This is a genomic window from Pseudomonas persica, assembly GCF_900291015.1.
Taxonomy (GTDB): Bacteria; Pseudomonadota; Gammaproteobacteria; order Pseudomonadales; family Pseudomonadaceae; genus Aquipseudomonas.
Genome location: NZ_OLKL01000051.1, coordinates 331,496 through 352,189, shown reverse-complemented (window position 1 = coordinate 352,189; position 20,694 = coordinate 331,496). Strand labels below are relative to the sequence as shown.

General features: G+C 64.2%; 15 protein-coding genes and 1 pseudogene. 8 read left to right on the top strand and 8 right to left on the bottom strand.

Annotated features, from left to right (window positions below; translation table 11 throughout):
* Nucleotides 1–41: 41 nt before the first annotated feature.
* Together FQ664_RS25465 and rep are read right to left on the bottom strand one after the other, a co-directional pair.
* Nucleotides 42–614 (bottom strand): xanthine phosphoribosyltransferase, encoded by a 573-nt coding sequence (locus FQ664_RS25465; protein WP_144175743.1) that lies wholly within the window; start codon nt 612–614, stop codon nt 42–44.
* Between the two features lie 64 nt (nt 615–678).
* The gene (gene rep / locus FQ664_RS25460; protein WP_144175742.1) at nt 679–2,688 is read right to left on the bottom strand and encodes a DNA helicase Rep; all 2,010 of its coding nucleotides are present in this window, start codon (nt 2,686–2,688) and stop codon (nt 679–681) included.
* Nucleotides 2,689–2,941: 253 nt separating this feature from the next.
* On the opposite strand from rep, the gene FQ664_RS25455 reads away from it, so the two are divergent.
* On the top strand, nt 2,942–4,609 hold the full coding sequence (locus FQ664_RS25455) for a putative bifunctional diguanylate cyclase/phosphodiesterase (protein ID WP_144175741.1): 1,668 nt from the start codon (nt 2,942–2,944) through the stop codon (nt 4,607–4,609).
* Nucleotides 4,610–4,709: 100 nt separating this feature from the next.
* On the opposite strand, the gene FQ664_RS25450 is transcribed toward FQ664_RS25455, so the two are convergent.
* Nucleotides 4,710–6,098, bottom strand: a complete 1,389-nt coding sequence (locus FQ664_RS25450) for a NorM family multidrug efflux MATE transporter (RefSeq protein WP_144175739.1) — start codon at nt 6,096–6,098, stop codon at nt 4,710–4,712.
* Nucleotides 6,099–6,253: 155 nt separating this feature from the next.
* Here FQ664_RS25450 and FQ664_RS25445 point away from each other — a divergent pair, with 155 nt between their 5' ends.
* Complete coding sequence (locus FQ664_RS25445; RefSeq protein ID WP_144175738.1) at nt 6,254–7,180, top strand: LysR substrate-binding domain-containing protein; 927 nt, start codon at nt 6,254–6,256, stop codon at nt 7,178–7,180.
* A 250-nt stretch (nt 7,181–7,430) separates the two neighbouring features.
* Here FQ664_RS25445 and hglS read toward each other — a convergent pair whose 3' ends face one another.
* Entirely contained in the window at nt 7,431–8,825 is a 1,395-nt protein-coding gene (hglS, locus tag FQ664_RS25440; protein WP_144175737.1) for a 2-oxoadipate dioxygenase/decarboxylase HglS, read from the bottom strand.
* Between the two features lie 203 nt (nt 8,826–9,028).
* A complete protein-coding gene (locus FQ664_RS25435; protein WP_144175736.1) occupies nt 9,029–9,919 on the bottom strand; it encodes a LysR family transcriptional regulator in 891 nt (296 codons plus the stop codon).
* Nucleotides 9,920–10,055: 136 nt separating this feature from the next.
* On the opposite strand from FQ664_RS25435, the gene amaB reads away from it, so the two are divergent.
* The gene (gene amaB / locus FQ664_RS25430) at nt 10,056–11,546 is read left to right on the top strand and encodes an L-piperidine-6-carboxylate dehydrogenase (protein WP_144175735.1); all 1,491 of its coding nucleotides are present in this window, start codon (nt 10,056–10,058) and stop codon (nt 11,544–11,546) included.
* A gap of 166 nt (nt 11,547–11,712) precedes the next feature.
* Nucleotides 11,713–12,999, top strand: a complete 1,287-nt coding sequence (gene amaA, locus FQ664_RS25425) for an L-pipecolate oxidase (protein WP_144175734.1) — start codon at nt 11,713–11,715, stop codon at nt 12,997–12,999.
* Nucleotides 13,000–13,107: 108 nt separating this feature from the next.
* On the opposite strand, the gene FQ664_RS25420 is transcribed toward amaA, so the two are convergent.
* Nucleotides 13,108–14,535, bottom strand: a complete 1,428-nt coding sequence (locus FQ664_RS25420) for a mechanosensitive ion channel family protein (protein WP_144175733.1) — start codon at nt 14,533–14,535, stop codon at nt 13,108–13,110.
* A gap of 320 nt (nt 14,536–14,855) precedes the next feature.
* Between FQ664_RS25420 and ycaC the strand changes: the two genes are divergently transcribed.
* The 4 genes from ycaC (at nt 14,856) to FQ664_RS25400 (ending at nt 18,976) form a co-directional block, all read left to right on the top strand.
* The gene (gene ycaC, locus FQ664_RS25415) at nt 14,856–15,485 is read left to right on the top strand and encodes an isochorismate family cysteine hydrolase YcaC (RefSeq protein ID WP_144175731.1); all 630 of its coding nucleotides are present in this window, start codon (nt 14,856–14,858) and stop codon (nt 15,483–15,485) included.
* A gap of 114 nt (nt 15,486–15,599) precedes the next feature.
* Nucleotides 15,600–15,908, top strand: a complete 309-nt coding sequence (locus tag FQ664_RS25410) for a putative antibiotic biosynthesis monooxygenase (RefSeq protein ID WP_144175730.1) — start codon at nt 15,600–15,602, stop codon at nt 15,906–15,908.
* Between the two features lie 39 nt (nt 15,909–15,947).
* Entirely contained in the window at nt 15,948–16,766 is an 819-nt protein-coding gene (locus FQ664_RS25405; protein ID WP_144175729.1) for an alpha/beta fold hydrolase, read from the top strand.
* 368 nt (nt 16,767–17,134) lie between these two features.
* Nucleotides 17,135–18,976, top strand: a complete 1,842-nt coding sequence (locus FQ664_RS25400; RefSeq protein WP_178091054.1) for an amidohydrolase — start codon at nt 17,135–17,137, stop codon at nt 18,974–18,976.
* A gap of 168 nt (nt 18,977–19,144) precedes the next feature.
* Here FQ664_RS25400 and FQ664_RS28365 read toward each other — a convergent pair.
* Together FQ664_RS28365 and FQ664_RS25395 are read right to left on the bottom strand one after the other, a co-directional pair.
* Nucleotides 19,145–19,279, bottom strand: a pseudogene (locus FQ664_RS28365) (hypothetical protein); the annotation flags it as partial.
* Nucleotides 19,280–19,398: 119 nt separating this feature from the next.
* Entirely contained in the window at nt 19,399–20,661 is a 1,263-nt protein-coding gene (locus FQ664_RS25395) for an OprD family porin (RefSeq protein ID WP_144175727.1), read from the bottom strand.
* Nucleotides 20,662–20,694: the final 33 nt, after the last annotated feature.

Below are 20,694 nucleotides of genomic sequence, written 5' to 3'. Positions count from 1 at the left end.
TTCGCGGGGAAACCCGCTCCTACACAGTGCGCGGTGCGGCCTTACTCGATGAAACTGACCACACCACCTTCCAGCGACTTCACCCGGGCCAGCGATTCAACGCGGTAACCCTGGCTGTCCAGCTCGGCACGGCCGCCCTGGAACGACTTCTCGATGACGATACCCAGGCCGGCGACGGTGGCGCCGGCCTGCTTGATGATCGAGATCAGTGCCTGCGACGCCTTGCCGTTGGCCAGGAAGTCGTCGATCACCAGCACGCGGTCGCTGCTGTTGAGGTGACGCGGCGAGATGGCAACGGTGTTCTCGGTCTGTTTGGTGAAGGAATACACCGAGGCGGTCAGCAGGTTCTCGGTCAGGGTCAGCGACTGGTGCTTGCGGGCGAAGATCACCGGCACGGCCAGCTTCAGGCCAGTCATCACCGCCGGGGCAATGCCCGAGGCTTCGATGGTGACGATCTTGGTCACGCCCGCGTCGGCAAACAGGCGGGCGAACTCGTCACCGATCAGCTGCATCAGCGCCGGATCGATCTGGTGGTTGAGAAACGCGTCGACTTTGAGTACCTGGTCGGAAAGCACGATGCCTTCTTCGCGAATCTTCTGATGCAGTGCTTCCACTGTGATTTCCTCGATGAAACAAATGTGGCCGCTGGAGGCGGCAATATTAAAGAGTAATGGTTGATCAGCGTTTGAGCATTGCCCGGATATCGGCCAGGGCGTTGTTGCCACGTGCGGCCTTTACCTCGACCGGTGCATCGTCCAGGCCTTCCCAGGCCAGGTCGTCCGGTGGCAGTTCGTCGAGGAACCGGCTGGGCGTGCAGTCGATGATTTCACCGTACTGCTTGCGCTTGGCGGCGTAGGTGAAGGCCAGGGTCTGGCGCGCGCGGGTGATGCCCACGTAGGCCAGGCGGCGTTCCTCTTCGATGGTGTCGGCCTCGATGCTGGAGCGGTGCGGGAGGATTTCCTCTTCCATGCCCATGATGAACACGTAGGGGAATTCCAGGCCCTTGGAGGCATGCAGGGTCATCATCTGCACACCTTCGGCGTTCTCTTCCTCTTCCTGCTGGCGCTCGAGCATGTCGCGCAGCACCAGCTTGCCGATGGCGTCCTCGATGGTCATGTCACCCTCCTCGTCCTTCTCGAGGGTGTTCTTCAGCGCTTCGACCAGGAACCAGACGTTGCTGATGCGGAACTCGGCAGCCTTGTCGCTGGCGGTCTGCTGGCGGATCCAGTTCTCGTAGTCGATGTCGCGGATCATCTCGTGCAGCGCGGCGATCGGGTCTTCCAGGGCGACCTTGTGGCGCACCCCGTCCAGCCAGTGCTTGAAGCGCTGCAGACGCTCGGTGTAGCGGGCGTCCAGATGCTCGCCCAGGCCCAGCTCGTCGCTGGCAGCGTACATCGAAATCTTGCGCTCGGTGGCGTAGTTGCCGAGCTTTTCCAGGGTGGTGGAGCCGATTTCCCGGCGCGGCACGTTGATGACCCGCAGGTAGGCGTTGTCATCGTCCGGGTTCACCAGCAGGCGCAGGTAGGCCATCAGGTCCTTGACCTCCTGGCGGCCGAAGAAGCTGTTGCCGCCCGACAGGCGATACGGCACCTGGTGGTGCTGCAGCTTCAGTTCGATCAGCTTGGCCTGGTAGTTGCCCCGGTAGAGGATGGCGAAGTCGCTGTACGGGCGGTTGGTGCGCAGGTGCAGGGTGAGGATTTCCATGGCCACGCGTTCGGCCTCGGCTTCCTCGTTCTTGCAGCGGATCACGCGGATCTCGTCGCCCACGCCCATCTCGCTCCACAGCTGTTTTTCGAACGCGTGCGGGTTGTTGGCGATCAGCACGTTGGCGCAGCGCAGAATGCGGCTGGTGGAACGGTAGTTCTGCTCCAGCATCACCACTTTCAGGGAGGGGTAGTCCTCCTTGAGCAGCATCAGGTTTTCCGGCCGGGCGCCACGCCAGGCGTAGATCGACTGGTCGTCGTCACCCACCACGGTGAACTGGTTGCGCATGCCGATCAGCATCTTCACCAGCAGGTACTGGCTGGCGTTGGTGTCCTGGTATTCGTCCACCAGCAAGTAGCGCACGCGGTTCTGCCAGCGTTCCAGCACATCGGGGTGCTCCTGGAACAGCTTGACCGGCAGTAGGATCAGGTCGTCGAAATCCACCGCGTTGAACGCCTTGAGCGTGCGCTGGTAGTGGGTATAGACGATGGCGGCGGTCTGCTCGCGCGGGTTGCGCGCCTTCTCCAGGGCCTCGGCGGGCAGGATCAGGTCGTTCTTCCAGGCACCGATCATGTTCTTGATCTCGTCGATGCCGTCGTCGCCGGAGTATTCCTTCTGCATGATGTCCGACAGCAACGCCTTGATGTCGGACTCGTCGAAGATCGAGAAACCAGGCTTGTAGCCCAGGCGCTCGTGCTCCCTGCGGATGATGTTCAGGCCCAGGTTGTGGAAGGTGCACACCGTCAGGCCACGGCCTTCCCCCGGACGCAACAGGGTGGCGACCCGTTCCTTCATCTCGCGTGCGGCCTTGTTGGTAAAGGTCATCGCCACGATGTACTGGGCACGGATGCCGCAGTTCTGGATGAGGTGGGCAATCTTGCGTGTGATCACGCTGGTCTTGCCCGAGCCTGCACCGGCGAGCACCAAAAGAGGGCCGCCGACATAGTCACGGGCTTCCTGCTGCCGGGGATTGAGTCGGGACATGCTAGAAACCGGGGGTCGCCAGAAAATAGCCGCGCATTCTAACAGGCATGGGGCGATTGTGGCGCGACCGTCTGACGTCTGAGTCAAATATGTAAACGGGATTTGCCGGCTGGCGCAGTTTCGCGCAGGATGCACGACAAAATACGTCGGGATGCTACGCCCGTAAAAACATGTATTAAAGTGAAAATCATTTTCATTAATGCAGTAGCATACCTGGCAGTTCCGTTGCACCGTGAAGCCCTAAGGAGCCCGCTTGTCCACGCCTGTCGAACCATTGCGTTTGCTGCTGTTGGCTGATGAGCCGGAATGGGCCGCGCTGCTACGCGCGTGCATGCCTGCCCTGGATGGCAGCGCCGTGCTGCTGACGGCGCCGAACTGGGAGGCGGTCGACAGCCTGTTCAGCCATGACCGCCAGGCTGTCGTGCTGGCAACCCCGGCGCTTCAGCCGGCGCCCGGGCGCTGCGAGCTGCCGACCATCCTGCTGCTCGACCACGAGCCCCAGGTAGCGCCCAGCGCCGTCAGCGACTGGCTGGTGCGTGACCAGCTCAAAGCCGACACCTTGCGCCGCTCGCTGCGCCATGTGCGCGAGCGCGGCGTGCTGGTGGCCACCTTGCAGCGCCTGGCCGAGCAGGACCCGCTGACCGGCATCGCCAACCGCCAGGGCTTCCAGGCCTTGCTGACCGCGCGCCTGGCCGAGAACGACGGCCGCGGCCTTGCCCTCGGCCACCTGGACCTGGACAATTTCCGCCACGTCAACGATGCCCTCGGCCACCAGAGCGGCGACCGCCTGATCCTGCAGGTGGTGGCGCGCCTGAAACAGCAACTGGAGGCGTGCGACCAGCTGGCGCGCCTGGGCAGCGACGAGTTCGCCCTGCTGATCGACACCCGCCGCGACGCCAACCGTGCCGAATGGATTGCCGAGCGGATTGTCGAGGCCTTGGCCGAACCCTACTGGATCGACGGCGAAAGCCTGCTGCTGGGCTGCAGCCTGGGCCTGGCCCATGCCCGTGCCCAGGGTGGGGCCGACCCGCTAATGTGGCACGCGCACATCGCCATGCGCCAGGCCAAGGGCAGCCAGGGTTGCACCTTCCATGTGTTCAATGAACGCATCAACCGCAACGCCCGCAGCCTGGCCGACCTGGAAAGCGAACTGCGCCGCGCCCTGCGCCGTGACGAGCTGGAGCTGCATTACCAGCCGCGGTTGAACCTGGCCGACGGGCGCATCGTCGGCCTCGAGGCGCTGGTGCGTTGGCGGCATGCCGAGCGCGGCCTGTTGCCGCCCAGCGAGTTCGTGCCGCTGGCCGAGCAGAGCGGCCTGATCGTGCCGCTGGGCTACTGGGTGATTTCCCGTGCCCTGCATGACATGCAGGCGCTGTGCGAGCGCGGCCTGGAGCCGCTGCACATGGCAGTCAACCTGAGCTTCCGCCAGTTTCAGGACAGCCAGCTGCTGGCGACCTTGAGCCGCCTGATTCTCGAGCATGGCGTGGATGCCCGCTGGCTGGAGTTCGAGCTGACCGAAACGGCGGTGATGCGCCGTAACGAGCTGGTACGCCAGACCATGGACGCCCTGGGGCGCCTGGGCGTGCGCTTCTCGCTCGATGATTTCGGTACCGGGTTCTCTTCGTTCGTGCACCTGAACAGCCTGCCGATCACCTTGCTCAAGGTGGACCGCAGCTTTGTCGCGGAGATGGAAATGCGCGAGGAGAACCGCAAGCTGGTGCATGCCATGATCAACCTGGCGCACAACCTCAACCTTGAAGTGGTAGCCGAGGGGGTGGAGAGTGAGGAGCAGATGGCGTTGTTGCGCGGGTTTGGTTGTGACCAGGTTCAAGGCTTCCTGGTCAGCAAACCGCTGCCGGTGGGGGAGTTGATGGAGTTCTTGCTGCAGGCGACCGGCTGCCAGTTGGGCGCTGCCCTTTAGGGCCCTTTCGCGGGTGAACCCGCTCCCACAGGCTTTGCACAGGATTCAGACCCTGTGCAGTCCCTGTGGGAGCGGGTTTACCCGCGAAGAGGCCCGCAAGTCAGGCCGAAGCCGTCGCCGCTCCACCAATCCCGGCCTTACCCAAAAGCCGCTTCATCCGCCACTCGAAGCCAAAGGTCAGCGCCACCGCCGCACACGCCAGCCCCAGCGCCAGCCCCCACCACACCCCGACCGCACCACCGCCCAGGTTGAAGGTAAACAGCCAGGCACTCGGCGCCCCCACCAGCCAGTAGCACACCAGCCCGATCAGGAAGGTGGTCTTGGCATCCTTCAGCCCACGGATCGAGCCCATCGCGATCGTCTGCATGCCATCGAACAGCTCGAACCACGCCGCCACCATCAGCAACTGCACCGCCAGCTGGAAGATCGCCGCAAATGCCGGGTCATTACGGTCGATGAACAGCCCCACCAGCGCATCGGGCAGCAGCCAGAACAGCGCGGCGAAGGCAAACATGATCATCGCCCCGAAGCCAATGCCCACCCGCCCGGCACTGCGCGCTGCCAGCAGGTTGTCGGCGCCGTAGTACAGCCCCACGCGCATGGTCACCGCATACGACAACCCGGTCGGCACCATGAACGCCGTGGAGACGATCTGCAGGGCGATCTGGTGCGCTGCCAGCTCGGTACTGCCCAGCACGCCCATGCACAGCGCGGCGAAGGCGAACAGGCCGACTTCCACCATGTAGGTGCCGCCAATCGGCAGGCCCAGCCGCCACAGCTCGCGCAGGGCCGGCAGCGATGGGCGCGACAGGCCCTTGCGCAGCGGATAGGCGGCATATGCCGGGTGCCAGCGGATATACAGCGCCAAGGCAATGGCCATGCCCATCGACACCACCGCGGTGACCAGGCCGATGCCCATCAGGCCCAGCTTGGGCAGGCCGAACAGGCCTTCGATCAGCGCCACGTTGAACAGGTAGTTGAGCACCGTGCCGACCAGGCTGATGACCATCACCGGGGTAGACCGGCCCAGCGCGCTGGTGAAGCCGCGCAGGGCCATGAAGGTCAGGTAGCCGGGCAGCGCCAGTGGCAGCAGGGTGAGAAATTCGGCAGCCGAGGCAACGTTCTCGGGCTTTTGCCCGAACAGCAGCAGCACCGGCTCAAGGTTCCACAGCACCAGCGCAGCGAACAGGGCCAGGCCCCAGGCCAGCCACAGACCACCCTGCGCCAGGCGGGTGGCGCCCTCGATGTCGTTGGCGCCTTTGCGAATCGCCACCAGGGTACCGACCGCAGCGATCACGCCCAGGCAGAAGATCGACACGAACGAGTAGCTTGCCGCGCCCAGGCCGCCGCCAGCCAGGGCTTGCGGGCTGATGCGGGCCATCATCAGGGTATCGGTCAGCACCATCAGCATGTGCGCCAACTGCGAGGCGATCAGCGGCCCGGCCAGGCGCAGCAAAGCCTTGAGTTCTGTGGTGGGCGCGACATGCATGGGGCAGTCCTTTTCCTGGGGTGATCAACGAAGGGCGATTCTGAGGCTTTGGTCAACTTTGCACAAAAGGATAAAAGCGATCATTGGCATGAGTATGACTCATGCATATATGCTCCCCGGTGATTCACCCCACAACCCCGTATGGCAGGTGCCTCATGTCCCGTCAGCTCCCCCCGCTGTATGCCCTGCGCGCATTCGAAGCCGCCGCGCGGCTAAGCTCCTTCACCCGTGCCGGCGAAGAGCTGTCGATCACCCAGAGCGCGGTCAGCCGGCATATCCGCACGCTGGAGGAGCACTTTGCCTGCCGCCTGTTCGTGCGCAGTGGCCGCAGCCTGCAACTGACCGAAGCGGCGCGGGTGCTGCTACCCGGTGTGCGCGAAGGCTTTGCCGCGCTGGAACGGGCTTGCGAGACCTTGCGCGGTGAAGATGACATCCTGCGCATGAAGGCCCCCTCGACCCTGACCATGCGCTGGTTGCTGGCGCGCCTGAGCCGCTTTCGCCATTTGCAGCCGGGCAACGAAGTGCAACTGACCAGCGCCTGGATGGATGTCGACCATGTGGACTTCAACCAGGAACCGTTCGATTGCGCGGTGTTGCTCAGCGACGGTGTGTTCCCGGCGGACTGGGAGGTGCGCAGGCTGTTCCCGGAGTTGCTGATCCCGGTCGGTGCGCCGGACCTGCTGGATGAAGGGCCGTGGGACGAACGCTGCCTGGCCTGCATCGAGTTGCTGCACCCTACGGTGGACAAGCGTGACTGGCGGGAATGGCTGGAGCGCATGGGGCTCAGTGACAAGGTTTCGCTCAAGGGCGGGCAGGTGTTCGACACCCTGGAGCTGGGCATGATTGCCGCGGCACGTGGCTACGGGATCTCCATGGGCGATTTGCTGATGGTGGCCGAGGATGTGGCGCAGGGGCGTTTGAGCTTGCCTTGGCCGACGGCGGTGCCCAGCGGGATGGATTACTACCTGGTGTGGCCGCGTACCCGGCCGGGGGGCGAGCGGTTGCGGCGGTTGAGTGCATTTCTGCAAGAGGAGGTGGCGGCGATGGATTTGCCGGATGTGCAGATCCTGCCGCCCCTCTGATCGCCTGTACCGGCCTCTTCGCGGGTAAACCCGCTCCCACAGGTATAGCGCTGGCCGCAAGGCATGCACCGAACCTGTGGGAGCGGGTTTACCCGCGAAGAGGCCGCAATGCCTTACATCGAGCCCAGGTTCAACGCCTGTGCACACGCCTGCAGCGACCGGCGCTCGCTCTCCCACAGGTAAAGCGCTGGCCGCAAGGCATGCACCGAACCTGTGGGAGCGGGTTTACCCGCGAAGAGGCCGCAATGCCTTACATCGAGCCCAGGTTCAACGCCTGTGCACACGCTTGCAACGACCGGCGCTCGCTTTGCGCATACAGCGCCAGCTCATCCTGCACCTGCAGCCCCAGCGCCGCTTCGAACGCATCGCGGTTGGCGTTGCTACCGTACTCGGCCTGCGCATCGTCACCCAGGTTGGACTGGAAGATCCCCGCCGCACTCACCGGCAGGAAGTCCTCGTACACCAGCGCCTCGAAGTGCACATGGCCAGCCTCGATCAACCCTTCCAGGGTGGTCGGGCGGTCGTCCTGGTCACGCGCGGCCAGGCCTTTTTCGGTGGCGAAGTAGCGGAAGTAGGCCAGCCCTTGTTCACGCATCTGCGCCAGGTCATCCGGGAACTCGGCAAAGGTGTCCTTCAACAACGCCATGTAGCGTTCGGCATTGGCCTCGGCCGGGGCGCCACCCAGGGCGGCGCGGGTGGCGTCGAGCAGCTTGTCATACAGCTGGCGACCTTTCGGCGTCAGTGCCGCGCCGCGTTGCTCGATTTCGCCGAAGCGCGCGGTATGGCTACCTTCGCTGCCCTGCTGGTCGCTGAACGCGACCTTTTCCTGCAGGGCCTTGAAGCTGGTCTGGCGCAGCAGGATCGGGTGACGGCGGGTGGGCGGGCCTTCGACCACGGCCTTCGGCGGGATGCCCTTGGCCGGCATGCCGATCTGGATTGCATCGATGTCCAGGGTGCGCGGGGTCAGGTGGTTGATGTGCGGGCCCTTGAAGGCCACCACATCGGCGATCAGGCGGTGCTGGTCGTGCAACTGTTGGTACTGCTCGGCAGTGACGGTGGCGTCATGGTGCCAGCGGAAGGTGTGCAGCGCTTCCTGCACGAACGCCTCGGCGTCGGCGGCGTTCAGGCCACCATCGCGCTCGCATTGGGCGATCAGTTCGAGGGCGCGGGCGGTGAAGATCTGGCGCTTGGCCAGGATGCTCTCGGCCAGCTCGCGCAGCTGCGGGTTGTCGATCAGTTCCAGGCGCAGCAGCGAGGTGAATACGCGGAACGGGCTGACGTGCAGCGACTGCTCGTGCACTGCGCGGAAGGCGGTGGAATGCACCGGCACGCCGGCGGAACTGAGGTCGTAGTAGCCGACCGGCTGCATGCCCATGACCGCGAACAGCCGGGCGATGGTGGCCAGCTCAGCGGCGGTGCCGACGCGGATGGCACCATGGCGCTCCTGGTCCAGGCGCTCGATTTCGCCGGTCCAGCGCAGGGCCTCGGCAACCTCGGGGTGCTCGGCCATGACCTGCTGGTTGATTTCGCTCACCAGCTCCAGCAGCGTGCCGTACAGGGGCACTTCCTGTTTGTACATGAGCGACATGGCGGCAGAGAACTGCGCGCGGATGCTGTCGGGGCTGACGAAATCGTGGGCGGGCATCGCTAGCTTCCTGGTTGGCTTCGGACGCTTACATGAAAGCTGGGAATGCACTTGGCCCACAAGCGAAAAAAAGTGAATGTGTCATTCCTTTTTTGATCGATCTCAAGGGCCCTTTCGCGGGTAAACCCGCTCCCACAGGGTACCTCACAGGGTTCAGGCCTTGCGCGATACCTGTGGGAGCGGGTTTACCCGCGAAGAGGCCCTCAAGCCGATAACTGCTCGCGAATCCACTCCACCAATGCCCTTACCTTGGGCACTTCCGCCGCATGCTCGGCATACGCCAGGTAATGCGCCCCGGCACTGCGCATCGCATGGTTCCACGGCACCACCAAACTCCCCTCGGCCAACTCCTTCGCCGCCAGGTAGCGCGGCACCAGCGCCACCCCACACCCGGTCTGCGCCGCGCTCAAGGCCATATAGAACGTATCGAAGCGCGGCCCGTGGTAGGCACTGACGCTCTGCAAGCCCAACTCCAGGAACCACTCGTGCCAGGCTTCGGGCCGCGAGGTACTCTGCAACAGCACCAGTCCGGCCAGCTCCCCGGCATCGTTCAGTTCACGCCCGGCCAGCAGCTCCGGCGCACATACCGGCACCACCTCTTCACGGAACAGTTCCACGCAGGTGGCGCCCGGCCAAGTGCCCTGGCCATAGAAGAACACCACGTCCGCCGAGCCCTGCAGCAGGGCGAACGGCTCCATCTCGTTGCGGATATCCAGGTGGATATTGCTGTGGCGCTTGCCAAAGCCTTTGAGGTGCGGGATCAACCAGCGCACGCCAAAACTCGGTTGGGTGGCTACCTTCAGTATCTCGGTCTGCTCGCCGTAGGTGAGCACGTAGCGGCTGGACATGTCGACCTGGGTGAGGATCTTGTTGACCTCGGCCAGGTACAGGCTGCCCGCCGGCGTCAGCTGCAGGCGACGGCGAATGCGCAGGAACAGGTGGTGGCGCAACATGTCTTCAAGCTGCGCCACCTGCTTGCTGACCGCACTCTGGGTCAGGTGCAGCTCTTCGGCGGCACGGGTAAAGCTCAAATGGCGGGCTGCAGCTTCAAAGCACTGCAGGGCGGTCATGGAGGGCACCAGGCGTTTGGACATAGCGGTCTCTGCGGTTCAAATCATTACCTGGCGGAATGATATGCGGAATAAAGGTCGTTTGTTGTACCTATGTGATCGGATTAATACTGATCCACATCATTTTTCCACCCCATCACCCGATGTAGGAGAAGCACAAATGGTTGCTGGATTGCTCGAGCGCCTTGGCGTTGCCGCCGAGGCTTACACCCAGGGCGACTACCCTGTTCACACGCCGATCGACGGCAGCCAGATCGCCTCGGTGAAACTGCTCGGCAAGGCCGAGACCATCGCCCGCATCGATCAGGCCCAGAGTGCCTTCGAAGCCTGGCGCAGCGTGCCGGCCCCACGCCGTGGCGAGCTGGTGCGCCTGTTCGGCGAAGTACTGCGTCAGCACAAGGCCGACCTCGGCGAGCTGGTCTCGATCGAAGCCGGCAAGATCACCCAGGAAGGCCTGGGCGAAGTGCAGGAAATGATCGACATCTGCGACTTCGCCGTTGGCCTGTCGCGCCAGCTGTACGGCCTGACCATCGCCTCCGAGCGCCCTGGCCACCACATGCGTGAAACCTGGCACCCGCTGGGCGTGGTCGGGGTGATCAGCGCCTTCAACTTCCCGGTCGCAGTCTGGGCTTGGAACACCGCCCTGGCCCTGGTCGCCGGTAACTCGGTGGTATGGAAACCGTCCGAGAAGACCCCGCTGACCGCCCTGGCTTGCCAGGCGCTGTTCGAAAAAGCCCTGAAAGCCTTCGGTGATGCCCCGGCAGGCCTGGCACAACTGGTGATCGGCGGCCGTGAAGCCGGCGAAGCCATGGTCGACGACCCGCGTGTACCGCTGGTCAGCGCCACCGGTAGCACCCGCATGGGGCGCGAAGTCGGCCCGCGTGTGGCTGCCCGCTTCGGCCGCAGCATCCTCGAACTGGGCGGCAACAACGCTATGATCCTGGCCCCGAGTGCCGACCTCGACCTGGCCGTGCGCGGCATCCTGTTCTCCGCTGTCGGCACCGCCGGCCAGCGTTGCACCACCCTGCGCCGGCTGATCGTGCACCGCTCGATCAAGGACGAAGTGGTTGCCCGCGTAAAAGCCGCCTACGGCAAGGTGCGCATCGGCGACCCACGCAAGGACAACCTGGTAGGCCCGCTGATCGACAAGCAGTCGTTCGACGCCATGCAGGGTGCGCTGGCCAAGGCCCGTGACGAAGGTGGCCTGGTGTTTGGTGGCGAGCGTCAGCTGGCCGACCAGTACCCGAACGCCTACTACGTGTCGCCCGCCATTGCCGAAATGCCGGCGCAAAGCGACGTGGTGCGTCACGAAACCTTCGCCCCGATCCTGTACGTGCTGGCCTACGACGATTTCGAAGAGGCCCTGCGCCTGAACAACGAAGTGCCACAAGGCCTGTCGTCGTGCATCTTCACCACCGACATCCGTGAAGCCGAACGCTTCCAGAGCGCCTCGGGCAGCGACTGCGGCATCGCCAACGTCAACATCGGCACCAGCGGCGCCGAGATCGGCGGTGCGTTCGGTGGCGAGAAGGAGACTGGCGGTGGCCGTGAGTCTGGTTCGGATGCCTGGAAAGGCTACATGCGTCGCCAGACCAACACTGTGAACTACTCGCGCGAGCTGCCGCTGGCGCAGGGTATCGTGTTCGACTGATCGGTTGATGCTGCATGGCCGGGGGCCTGGCCCCCGGTTCGCGGGTAAACCCGCTCCCACAGGGTCCTCACAGATTTCGAAACCTGTGAGGACCCTGTGGGAGCTGGCTTGCCGGCGATGGGCTGCAAAGCAGCCCCAACAAGAACAAAATTGCTGGAGCCGGGCCATGTCCGAACTGCGTCAAGAATGCTTGTGGGAATTCGTCAGCAAACCGACCGTTGCCGCCCAGGCCTTGGCCGGTGAGCACAAGGCCGATGTCTGCGTGATCGGTGGCGGCATTACCGGCCTGTCGGCGGCCATCCACCTGCTCGAACAGGGCAAGTCAGTGATTTTGCTGGAGGCGTGGAAGATCGGCCACGGTGGCTCCGGGCGCAATGTCGGCCTGGTCAACGCCGGTACCTGGATTCGCCCCGACGATGTCGAGGCCACGCTTGGCCTGCAACAGGGCAGCCGCCTGAACCAGGTTCTTGGCGAAGCCCCCGCTGAAGTGTTCGCCATGATCGAACGCCTTGGCATCGACTGCCAGGCTCAGCACAAAGGTACGCTGCACATGGCGCACAACGCCACCGGCATCGCCGACCTCGAAGCCCGCCACGAACAATGGCGTCGCCGCGGTGCCGATGTGGAGCTGCTGACCGGCGCCAAGTGCCAGGAATACTGCGGCACCGACAAGATTTCCGCCGCGCTGCTCGACCGCCGCGCCGGCACCATCAATCCCATGGGCTACACCCAGGGCCTGGCCGCTGCGGTGGCACGCCTGGGCGGCAAGCTGTTCCAGCAGTCTTCGGTCGAAGGCCTGGCGCGTGACGGCGATGCCTGGCGGGTGAAGACCGCGCGCGGTTCGGTGCGCGCCGACAAGGTGGTGATTTCCACCGGCGCCTACACCGAAGGCGACTGGAGCAACCTGCAGAAGCAATTCTTCCGTGGTTATTACTATCAGGTGGCATCCAAGCCGTTGCAGGGCGCTGCAGCCGACAAGGTGTTGCCACATGGCCAAGGCTCGTGGGACACCCGCACCGTGCTCAGCAGCATCCGCCGCGACGACCAGGGCCGCCTGCTGCTTGGCAGCCTGGGCCGGGTCGACAACAAGCCGGCGTGGTTCGTGCGCAGCTGGGCCGACCGGATCCAGAGCCACTATTACCCTGAGCTGGGCAAGGTCGAGTGGGAAATGCACTGGACCGGCTGCATCGACTTCACCCCCGACCACCTGATGCGTCTGTTCGAGCCGGCGCCGGGGCTGGTGGCGGTGACCGGGTACAACGGGCGGGGTAACACCACCGGGACCGTGATTGGCCGGGCGTTTGCCGAGTTTCTGCTGAAGGGGGAGGCGGGTAGCCTGCCGATTCCGTTCTCGCCGATGAAGGGCGTGAGTGCGCCCTCGCTGCGGACTGCGTTCTATGAGTCCGGGTTCTCGCTGTACCACGCGGGGCAATGCCTCAGAGTGGTGTTGTAAGCACAGGCCTCTTCGCGGGTAAACCCGCTCCCACAGGTACGGCGCAGCGTTCCGAATTTGCGCGGTCTCTGTGGGAGCGGGTTTACCCGCGAAGAGGCCAGCACAGGCTTACTTGTGCAACCAGCTGAGGAAGCCGCCTTTCTTGATCGAAACCGGCTTCTGCAGCAACAACGACTCCCGGTTCTGCCGCCGGAACCGCTGCAGCTTGCTCAACGCCGTCTGCACCTCGCCGCGTTGCACCAGGCAGCTTTTTACCTGTTCCTTGTCGATCCGATACAGCACGCAACCGGTCAGCGTGCGGAACTCGGCCAGCGAGTCCTCTTCGTCGATGATCCCCTCGATCCCAAGCACTTCGCCTGGCCCCATGCGCCCGGCCTCGACCAGCTTGTCGCCATCGCGGATCGACGCCGAAACCACCCCGCTGCCAATCACCAGCAGGTGATCGGAATGCTCGTCCACGCCCAGGATCACCTGGTCCGCCAGGTATTCCACCGCCGTCATGCGCTGGCTCAGCGCATCGCGCTCTTCGCTGCTCAGCGAGCGGAATACCCGCACCTCGTCCAGCACCTCGCGCTGGCGGCTGCGGGGTGGCATGGCCAGGTCGACGTTCCACATCACCCCGCTGGCCTCCAGGTGGCGGTGGGCCAGGTCGAACAGCTGGTTGCGCGCGTCGCCCTTGGCGCCGGCATCGGCCACGAAGCCACTGGCTTCGTACTCCACAGATTCCAGCGTTGAGGCTTTCACTGTCACCTTTGGTTTTGGAGTTGCAAGAATGGCACTGACGCCTTGCAAGGCCTTTTCCAGTGCATCGAACACCCGCTTGGGCCGCACCTTGGCCGGCACCACCACGCTGATCGACACCCCGTGCACATCGGCCGGGCGGCTGTGGTTGAGCAGCCGGGCCTTGGCCGCTACCGAGTTGGGGATCACCGCCAGGCTACCGGTGCTGGTGAGCAGGCGGGTGGCACGCCAGTCGATGTCCAGCACTTTGCCCTCGGTGCCGTCGATGGAGATGGCATCGCCGATCTGATACGGCCGCGTGGTGTTCAGCACGATGCCACTGAACACGTCGGCCAGTGTGCTCTGCAGCGCCAGGCCGATGACGATGGCCATCACCCCCGATGTAGCCAGCAGGCCCTTCACCGGCAGCTGCAATACATAGCCTGCGGCAGCGACCACGGCAGCCAGGAAGATCAGCGCGCCCAGCACATCCTGCAGCAAACGCCCGCCATGGCTGCCGCGGGCCACCAGCAACAGGCCGAACACCACCGTCACCGTGCGCGCACCGAACAGCCACCAGCCAATCGCCAGCACCGTGGCCATCAGGTTGCGCGAGACATCATCGGGCCAGGGTGGCGGTTGCAGCGGGCTCATGCCAGCGGCCACCAGCACCGAGCTGAACAGCAGGAAGATCACCAGGCGGGTGCCGATGCGCCAGGCCCGGCGCTGAATGGGGATGACTTGCCAGAGCACGAGGTCGAGCAGGATCAGGGTGGTGGCGAGCAACAACGGGGACGACTGGATGAACGCCAGCATGGTGGTCTCGGGTGAGGGGAGGGCTGTGGGTAGTAATAGAGCAGGTTGGCGGGGCAGGCAATGGGGCCTGTGCCGGCCTCTTCGCGGGTAAACCCGCTCCCACAGGTACTGCACAGGACTCAAGCCCGGCGTCCATCCCTGTGGGAGCGGGTTTACCCGCGAAAGGGTCAGTGCAGCCCATACAAAACTATCGTTCATAAAACAGAACGCTAGAGCCAAAAACCGCTATCTACCGGCAAAAAGGTCATGGTTTTAATCTTCTCCCATCAACGCGAAACACCCCCACTTACTGAAAATCAAAACCCTTGGGAGCAACGACCATGAGCAACTTCAAATACAACCGCCTGAACAAAGACGACGCCGCCGTTCTGCTGGTCGACCATCAGGCTGGCCTGCTGTCCCTGGTCCGCGACATCGAGCCGGACGCGTTCAAGAACAACGTCCTGGCCCTGGCCGACCTGGCCAAGTTCTTCAACCTGCCGACCATCCTCACCACCAGCTTCGAGCAAGGCCCCAACGGTCCGCTGGTACCGGAACTAAAAGCCCTGTTCCCGGACGCCCCGTACATCGCCCGCCCAGGCCAGATCAACGCCTGGGACAACGAAGATTTCGTCAAGGCAGTGAAGGCCACCGGCAAGAAGCAACTGATCATCGCCGGCGTGGTGACCGAAGTGTGCGTAGCCTTCCCGGCGCTGTCGGCCCTGGAAGAAGAGTTCGAAGTGTTCGTGGTCGCCGATGCCTCCGGCACCTTCAACGCCATGACCCGCGACGCCGCCCACGACCGCATGAGCCAGGCCGGCGCGCAACTGATGACCTGGTTCGGTGTGGCCTGCGAGCTGCACCGCGACTGGCGCCACGATATCGAAGGGCTGGCGGCGCTGTGCTCCAACCACATCCCGGACTACCGCAACCTGATCACCAGCTACAACGCTTTCAACGACAACAAGTAAGCCAGATGCGCGGGCACCGCCAGCCGGTGCCCGCCAAGGCAGCACACCTGTCCAATCCAGCGCCCGTCCGCCGTTGCACAGTGGATGCGGGCAAGCTCATCCCAAGGAACGCCGATGAATACCGCACTCCAAGACAACCGCGACGTGGTGACCGTATGCCTGCAACACAAGGTCATCGCTAATTCGACGAGCACCACGCCGGCGCAACCGCCGCGCTGGAAGCAGGCCCTGCTGACCTACCTGGTGATCTGCCCGATGACCATGATCATTCCACAACTGCTGGCGCCGCTGTTTGCACGCTTCCCGCAGTTGGGCGGAGTGATCACCGGCAACCTGATCGTCAACCTGTTCGTCATCCTGCCCGTGGTGTTCTACATCATGCCTTGGGTAACCCGCCGCTGCGCCAACTGGCTGCGCGGCTGAGCCACGCCTTTACCTCGACATTTTCAAGGAGATACCGACATGAGCACGTTCGTTACCCGCGATGGCACTTCGCTCTACTTCAAGGACTGGGGCAGCGGCAAGCCGGTGCTGTTCAGCCATGGCTGGCCGCTGGATGCCGATATGTGGGATTCGCAAATGGAGTTCCTGGCCAGCCGCGGCTACCGCGCCATCGCCTTCGACCGTCGTGGTTTCGGCCGTTCGAGCCAGCCGTGGAACGGCTACGACTACGACACCTTCGCCGATGACATCGCCCAGCTGATCGAGCACCTCGACCTGCGCGAGGTGACCCTGGTGGGCTTCTCGATGGGGGGCGGTGACGTCAGCCGCTACATCGCCCGCCACGGCAGCGAGCGGGTGGCCGGGCTGGTACTGCTGGGCGCGGTGACGCCGGTGTTCGGCAAGCGTGACGACAACCCCGAGGGTGTCGAGCTGTCGGTGTTCGAAGGCATCCGCGCCGGCCTGCGTGCCGACCGGGCGCAGTTCATCGCCGATTTTGCCGCGCCGTTCTATGGCATCAACCATGGGCAGCAGGTGTCCCAGGGTGTGCAGACGCAGACCTTGAACATTGCGCTGATGGCGTCGATCAAGGGCACCCTGGATTGCGTGACGGCGTTCTCTGAAACCGACTTCCGCCCGGACATGGCCAAGATCGATGTGCCGACCCTGGTGATCCACGGTGACGACGACCAGATCGTGCCGTTCGAGAGCACCGGCAAGCAGGCGGCGGAGCTGATTCGCGGGGCTGAGCTGAAGGTGTATGCGGGGGCGCCGCACGGGTTTGCGGTGACTCATGCACAGCAGCTGAATGAGGACTTGCTGGCGTTCCTCCAGAAGTAATGGTGGGAGGCATTCGCGGGTAAAGCCGCTCCCACAGGGATACCACAGTCTTACAGGCCTGTGGTGTCCCTGTGGGAGCGGGTTCACCCGCGAAGAGGCTAGCCCAGGCAGCACAAATGCTGAACAGGGCTAACCTTCAACCACCCACCGCACATCCATCCAAGCCTTGCCCCTACACCAACCGGCATGCTCTGCAGTTGCGCCTGCCGCCGCCGCACCCAGAGACGGAGAACCCCATGTCCCAGGACCGCAACGACAAGACCCGTCGCCAGTTCCTCGCCACCAGCACCGTGCTCGGTGCCGCCGGTGCGCTCTGGTCCGCATTGCCCTTTACCGGTTCCGCTTACGCATCCACCCAAGGAGGTTCCATGACCGCCGATCTGATTCTGTTCAACGGCAAACTGCACACCGTTGATCGTGATAACCCCACCGCGACCGCCGTCGCCATCAAGGATGGCCGTTTCATCGCCGTGGGCAATGACGCCGAGGCCATGGCCCACAAGGGCGCCACCACGCAGATCATCGACCTCAAGCAGCGTACGGTCATCCCCGGCCTGAACGACTCGCACCTGCACCTGATTCGTGGTGGCCTGAACTACAACCTGGAACTGCGCTGGGAAGGCGTGCCTTCGGTGGCCGATGCCCTGCGCATGCTCAAGGACCAGGCTGCGCGTACGCCCACCCCGCAGTGGGTGCGCGTGGTCGGTGGCTGGAACGAGTTCCAGTTCGCCGAAAAGCGCATGCCCACCCTGGAAGAAATCAACCAGGCCGCGCCGGACACCCCGGTATTCCTGCTGCACCTGTACGACCGTGCACTGCTCAACCGCGCCGCGCTCAAGGCCGTCGGCTACACCAAGGAAACCCCCAACCCGCCGGGCGGCGAGATTCAGCGTGACAAGTTCGGCAACCCGACCGGCATGCTCATCGCGCGCCCCAACGCGATGATCCTCTACGCCACCCTGGCCAAGGGGCCGAAATTGCCACTGGAATACCAGGTCAACTCCACCCGCCAGTTCATGCGCGAGCTCAACCGCCTGGGCCTGACCAGCGCCATCGATGCCGGCGGCGGCTACCAGAACTACCCGGATGACTATCAGGTGATCCAGGAACTGGCCGACAACAACCAGCTGACCGTGCGCATTGCCTACAACCTGTTCACCCAGAAGCCCAAGGAAGAGCTGGACGACTTCCGCAAGTGGACCTCCAGCGTCAAGCTGCACAGCGGCACCGACTTCCTGCGCCACAACGGCGCCGGCGAAATGCTGGTGTTCTCCGCCGCCGACTTCGAGGACTTCCTCGAACCGCGCCCGGACCTGCCGCAGACCATGGAGCAAGAGCTGGAACCGGTGGTGCGCCACCTGGTCGAGCAGCGCTGGCCGTTCCGTCTGCACGCCACCTACAACGAATCGATCACGCGCATGCTCGACGTGTTCGAGAAGGTCAACCGTGACATCCCGTTCAATGGCCTGCCGTGGTTCTTCGACCACGCCGAAACCATCACCCCGCAGAACATCGAGCGCGTGCGTGCGCTGGGCGGCGGTATCGCCATCCAGGACCGCATGGCCTTCCAGGGTGAGTACTTCGTTGACCGCTACGGCGCCAAGGCCGCCGAGCAGACCCCGCCGATCAAGCGCATGCTCGACATGGGCGTACCGGTGGGCGCCGGTACCGACGCCACCCGGGTGTCCAGCTACAACCCGTGGACCTCGCTGTACTGGCTGGTCAGCGGCAAGACCGTCGGTGGCATGGAGCTGTACCCGGAAGGCCTTGGCCGCGACACCGCGCTGCAGCTGTTTACCCAGGGCAGCGCCTGGTTCTCCAGCGAGCAGGGCAAGAAGGGCCAGATCAAGGTGGGCCAGCTGGCCGACCTGGCGGCGCTGTCGCTGGACTTCTTCAGTGTCGATGAAGAAGCGATCAAGGGTATCGAGTCGGTGCTGACCGTGGTCGATGGCAAGGTGGTGTATGGTGCGGCGGAGTTCGACAAGCTCGGCCCGCCCCAAGTGCCGGTGCTGCCGGAGTGGTCGCCGGTGACCAAGGTGCCGGGCCACTGGCGCGTGGGTACACCATCGCTGGCAGCGGTGGCGCACCAGTGCGTCGGCCCTTGTGGGGTGCATGCGCACAGCCATGAGAAGGCACGGCATTCGAATGTGCCGGTGAATGACTTCCAGGGCTTCTGGGGGGCGTTGGGTTGTTCGTGCTTTGCTTTCTAAGCTGAGCTGATGTGAAAAAGGGGGCCAGTTACTGGCCGCCCTTTTTTGTTCCTTCAGTGCTGGCCCCTTCGCGGGTAAACCCGCTTCCACAGGGGGCGCGCAGGTTCCGAGTGCGGTGCAGTACATGTGGGAGCGGGTTTACCCGCGAAGAGGCCGGAGAGGTTTGTATCAACGTTGAGCCTTGTGCTCACTTCCAGCCAACAGATGCCGAATCTTCACCTCAACTCCATCGGTCTGCAGCATCCGCACCCGCGCCTCGATCTTCAGCTCACCCCGGGTTAGCCGGTGGTGATGGCGCAAATGCCAACGCCCGTGCCCGCACCCAGGCCGGCAGGGCGAGGAAGAACATTGGTAGCGAGCCGGCTTCCTGGATCAGTGCCACGTGCAACGGGCTCCAGGCGCCTGAAGGGGAATCGCTTATGTCAGAAGCTGCCTTTGAGTGGGTATTCGATGATCAGGTAGATCCGGTCGATGTCATCGTCGGCCTGGGCCTGGTTGGCGCGGTGGCTGACATGGGCAAACGACAGGCTCAGGTCTTTGGCGGCACCTGACTGCACCACGTATTTCAGGTCGATGTCGCGCTCCCAGTGCTTGCCGCCATCGCCGTACTGGCCCACATAGGCGCCGCCTACCGGTGCATGGCTGCCGTCGATGCCTCGGCCGCTGACGTAGCGGCCCATCAGGCTCAGGCCGGGGGCGCCGAGGGTGGCGAAGTCGAGGTCGTAGCGCAGTTGCCACGAGCGCTCGCCGGGGCCGTTGAAGTCGGCGTACTTGATCGAGTTGGCCAGGTAGATGGAGTCACCGCCGACGAAGTCGAACGGGGTGGCGCCCTCGACCTTCTGGTAGGCCAGGCTCAGTGCCTGGGCGCCGAAGCTGTACCTGGCCAGCAGGCTGTAGGCGAGGGTGTCGATTGCCCCGGCACTGGCATTGCCGGTGTCGCGGGTCTTGTACAGGTTGCCGTCCACGCGCCAGTTGCCCTCGGCCAGGTTCAGGTTGAGGTAGGCCTGGCGCCAGGTGTCCTGCAGTTGCCCGGCGTACAGCGCACCACCGAACGGGCCTGCGGGTGCGAAGGTGGCGCCGGCCAGGCTGATGGCACGGTTGCGGGTGCTGGCGCCGTAGCCGTTGAAGTCATCGTGGGTGGAGCTGTTGTCCTGATTGTTGAAGGCGGTGAAGCGCCCGGCCTGCAGGTGCCAGTCGGGCAGGTCGGTGTTGTCCAGGAACCAGCCGCTGGCGTACTCCGGGTGCAGACGTTTGTCGCTGGTGTCGAACACCGGGGTTTCCACGGTCATTTCGCCGTAGCGTAGTTGGGTGTTGCCCAGGCGCAGCTTTAATGCGGCGCCGGCGCTGGAGTAGTCGGGCTCGGAGCGGCCATCGCTGTCGCGCGGCAGCAGACCAGTGCCGGCATGGCCGCGGCCGCCGTCGAGCTTGAGGCCGAAAAAGCCATGGGCATCGATGCCGACGCCGAGCGTGCCCTCGGTGAAGCCGGAGCGGATCTCGCCAATGAAGCCCTGGGCCCATTCCTGGCGATAGTTCTGGCCACTGCCGGAGGGCGAGCGGAAGTCGCTGTGCAGGAAGTAGTTGCGGCTGAGCAGCGACCAGCCGGGTTCGTCAGCCTGGCTGAGCGCCGGGTACAGGGCGAGGGTGGCGAGCAGGGTGCGGCCTGGTCCGTGAGTGGCGCGGATCATGGGGGCTCCAGGGGGGATGATCCGGGATTGTGG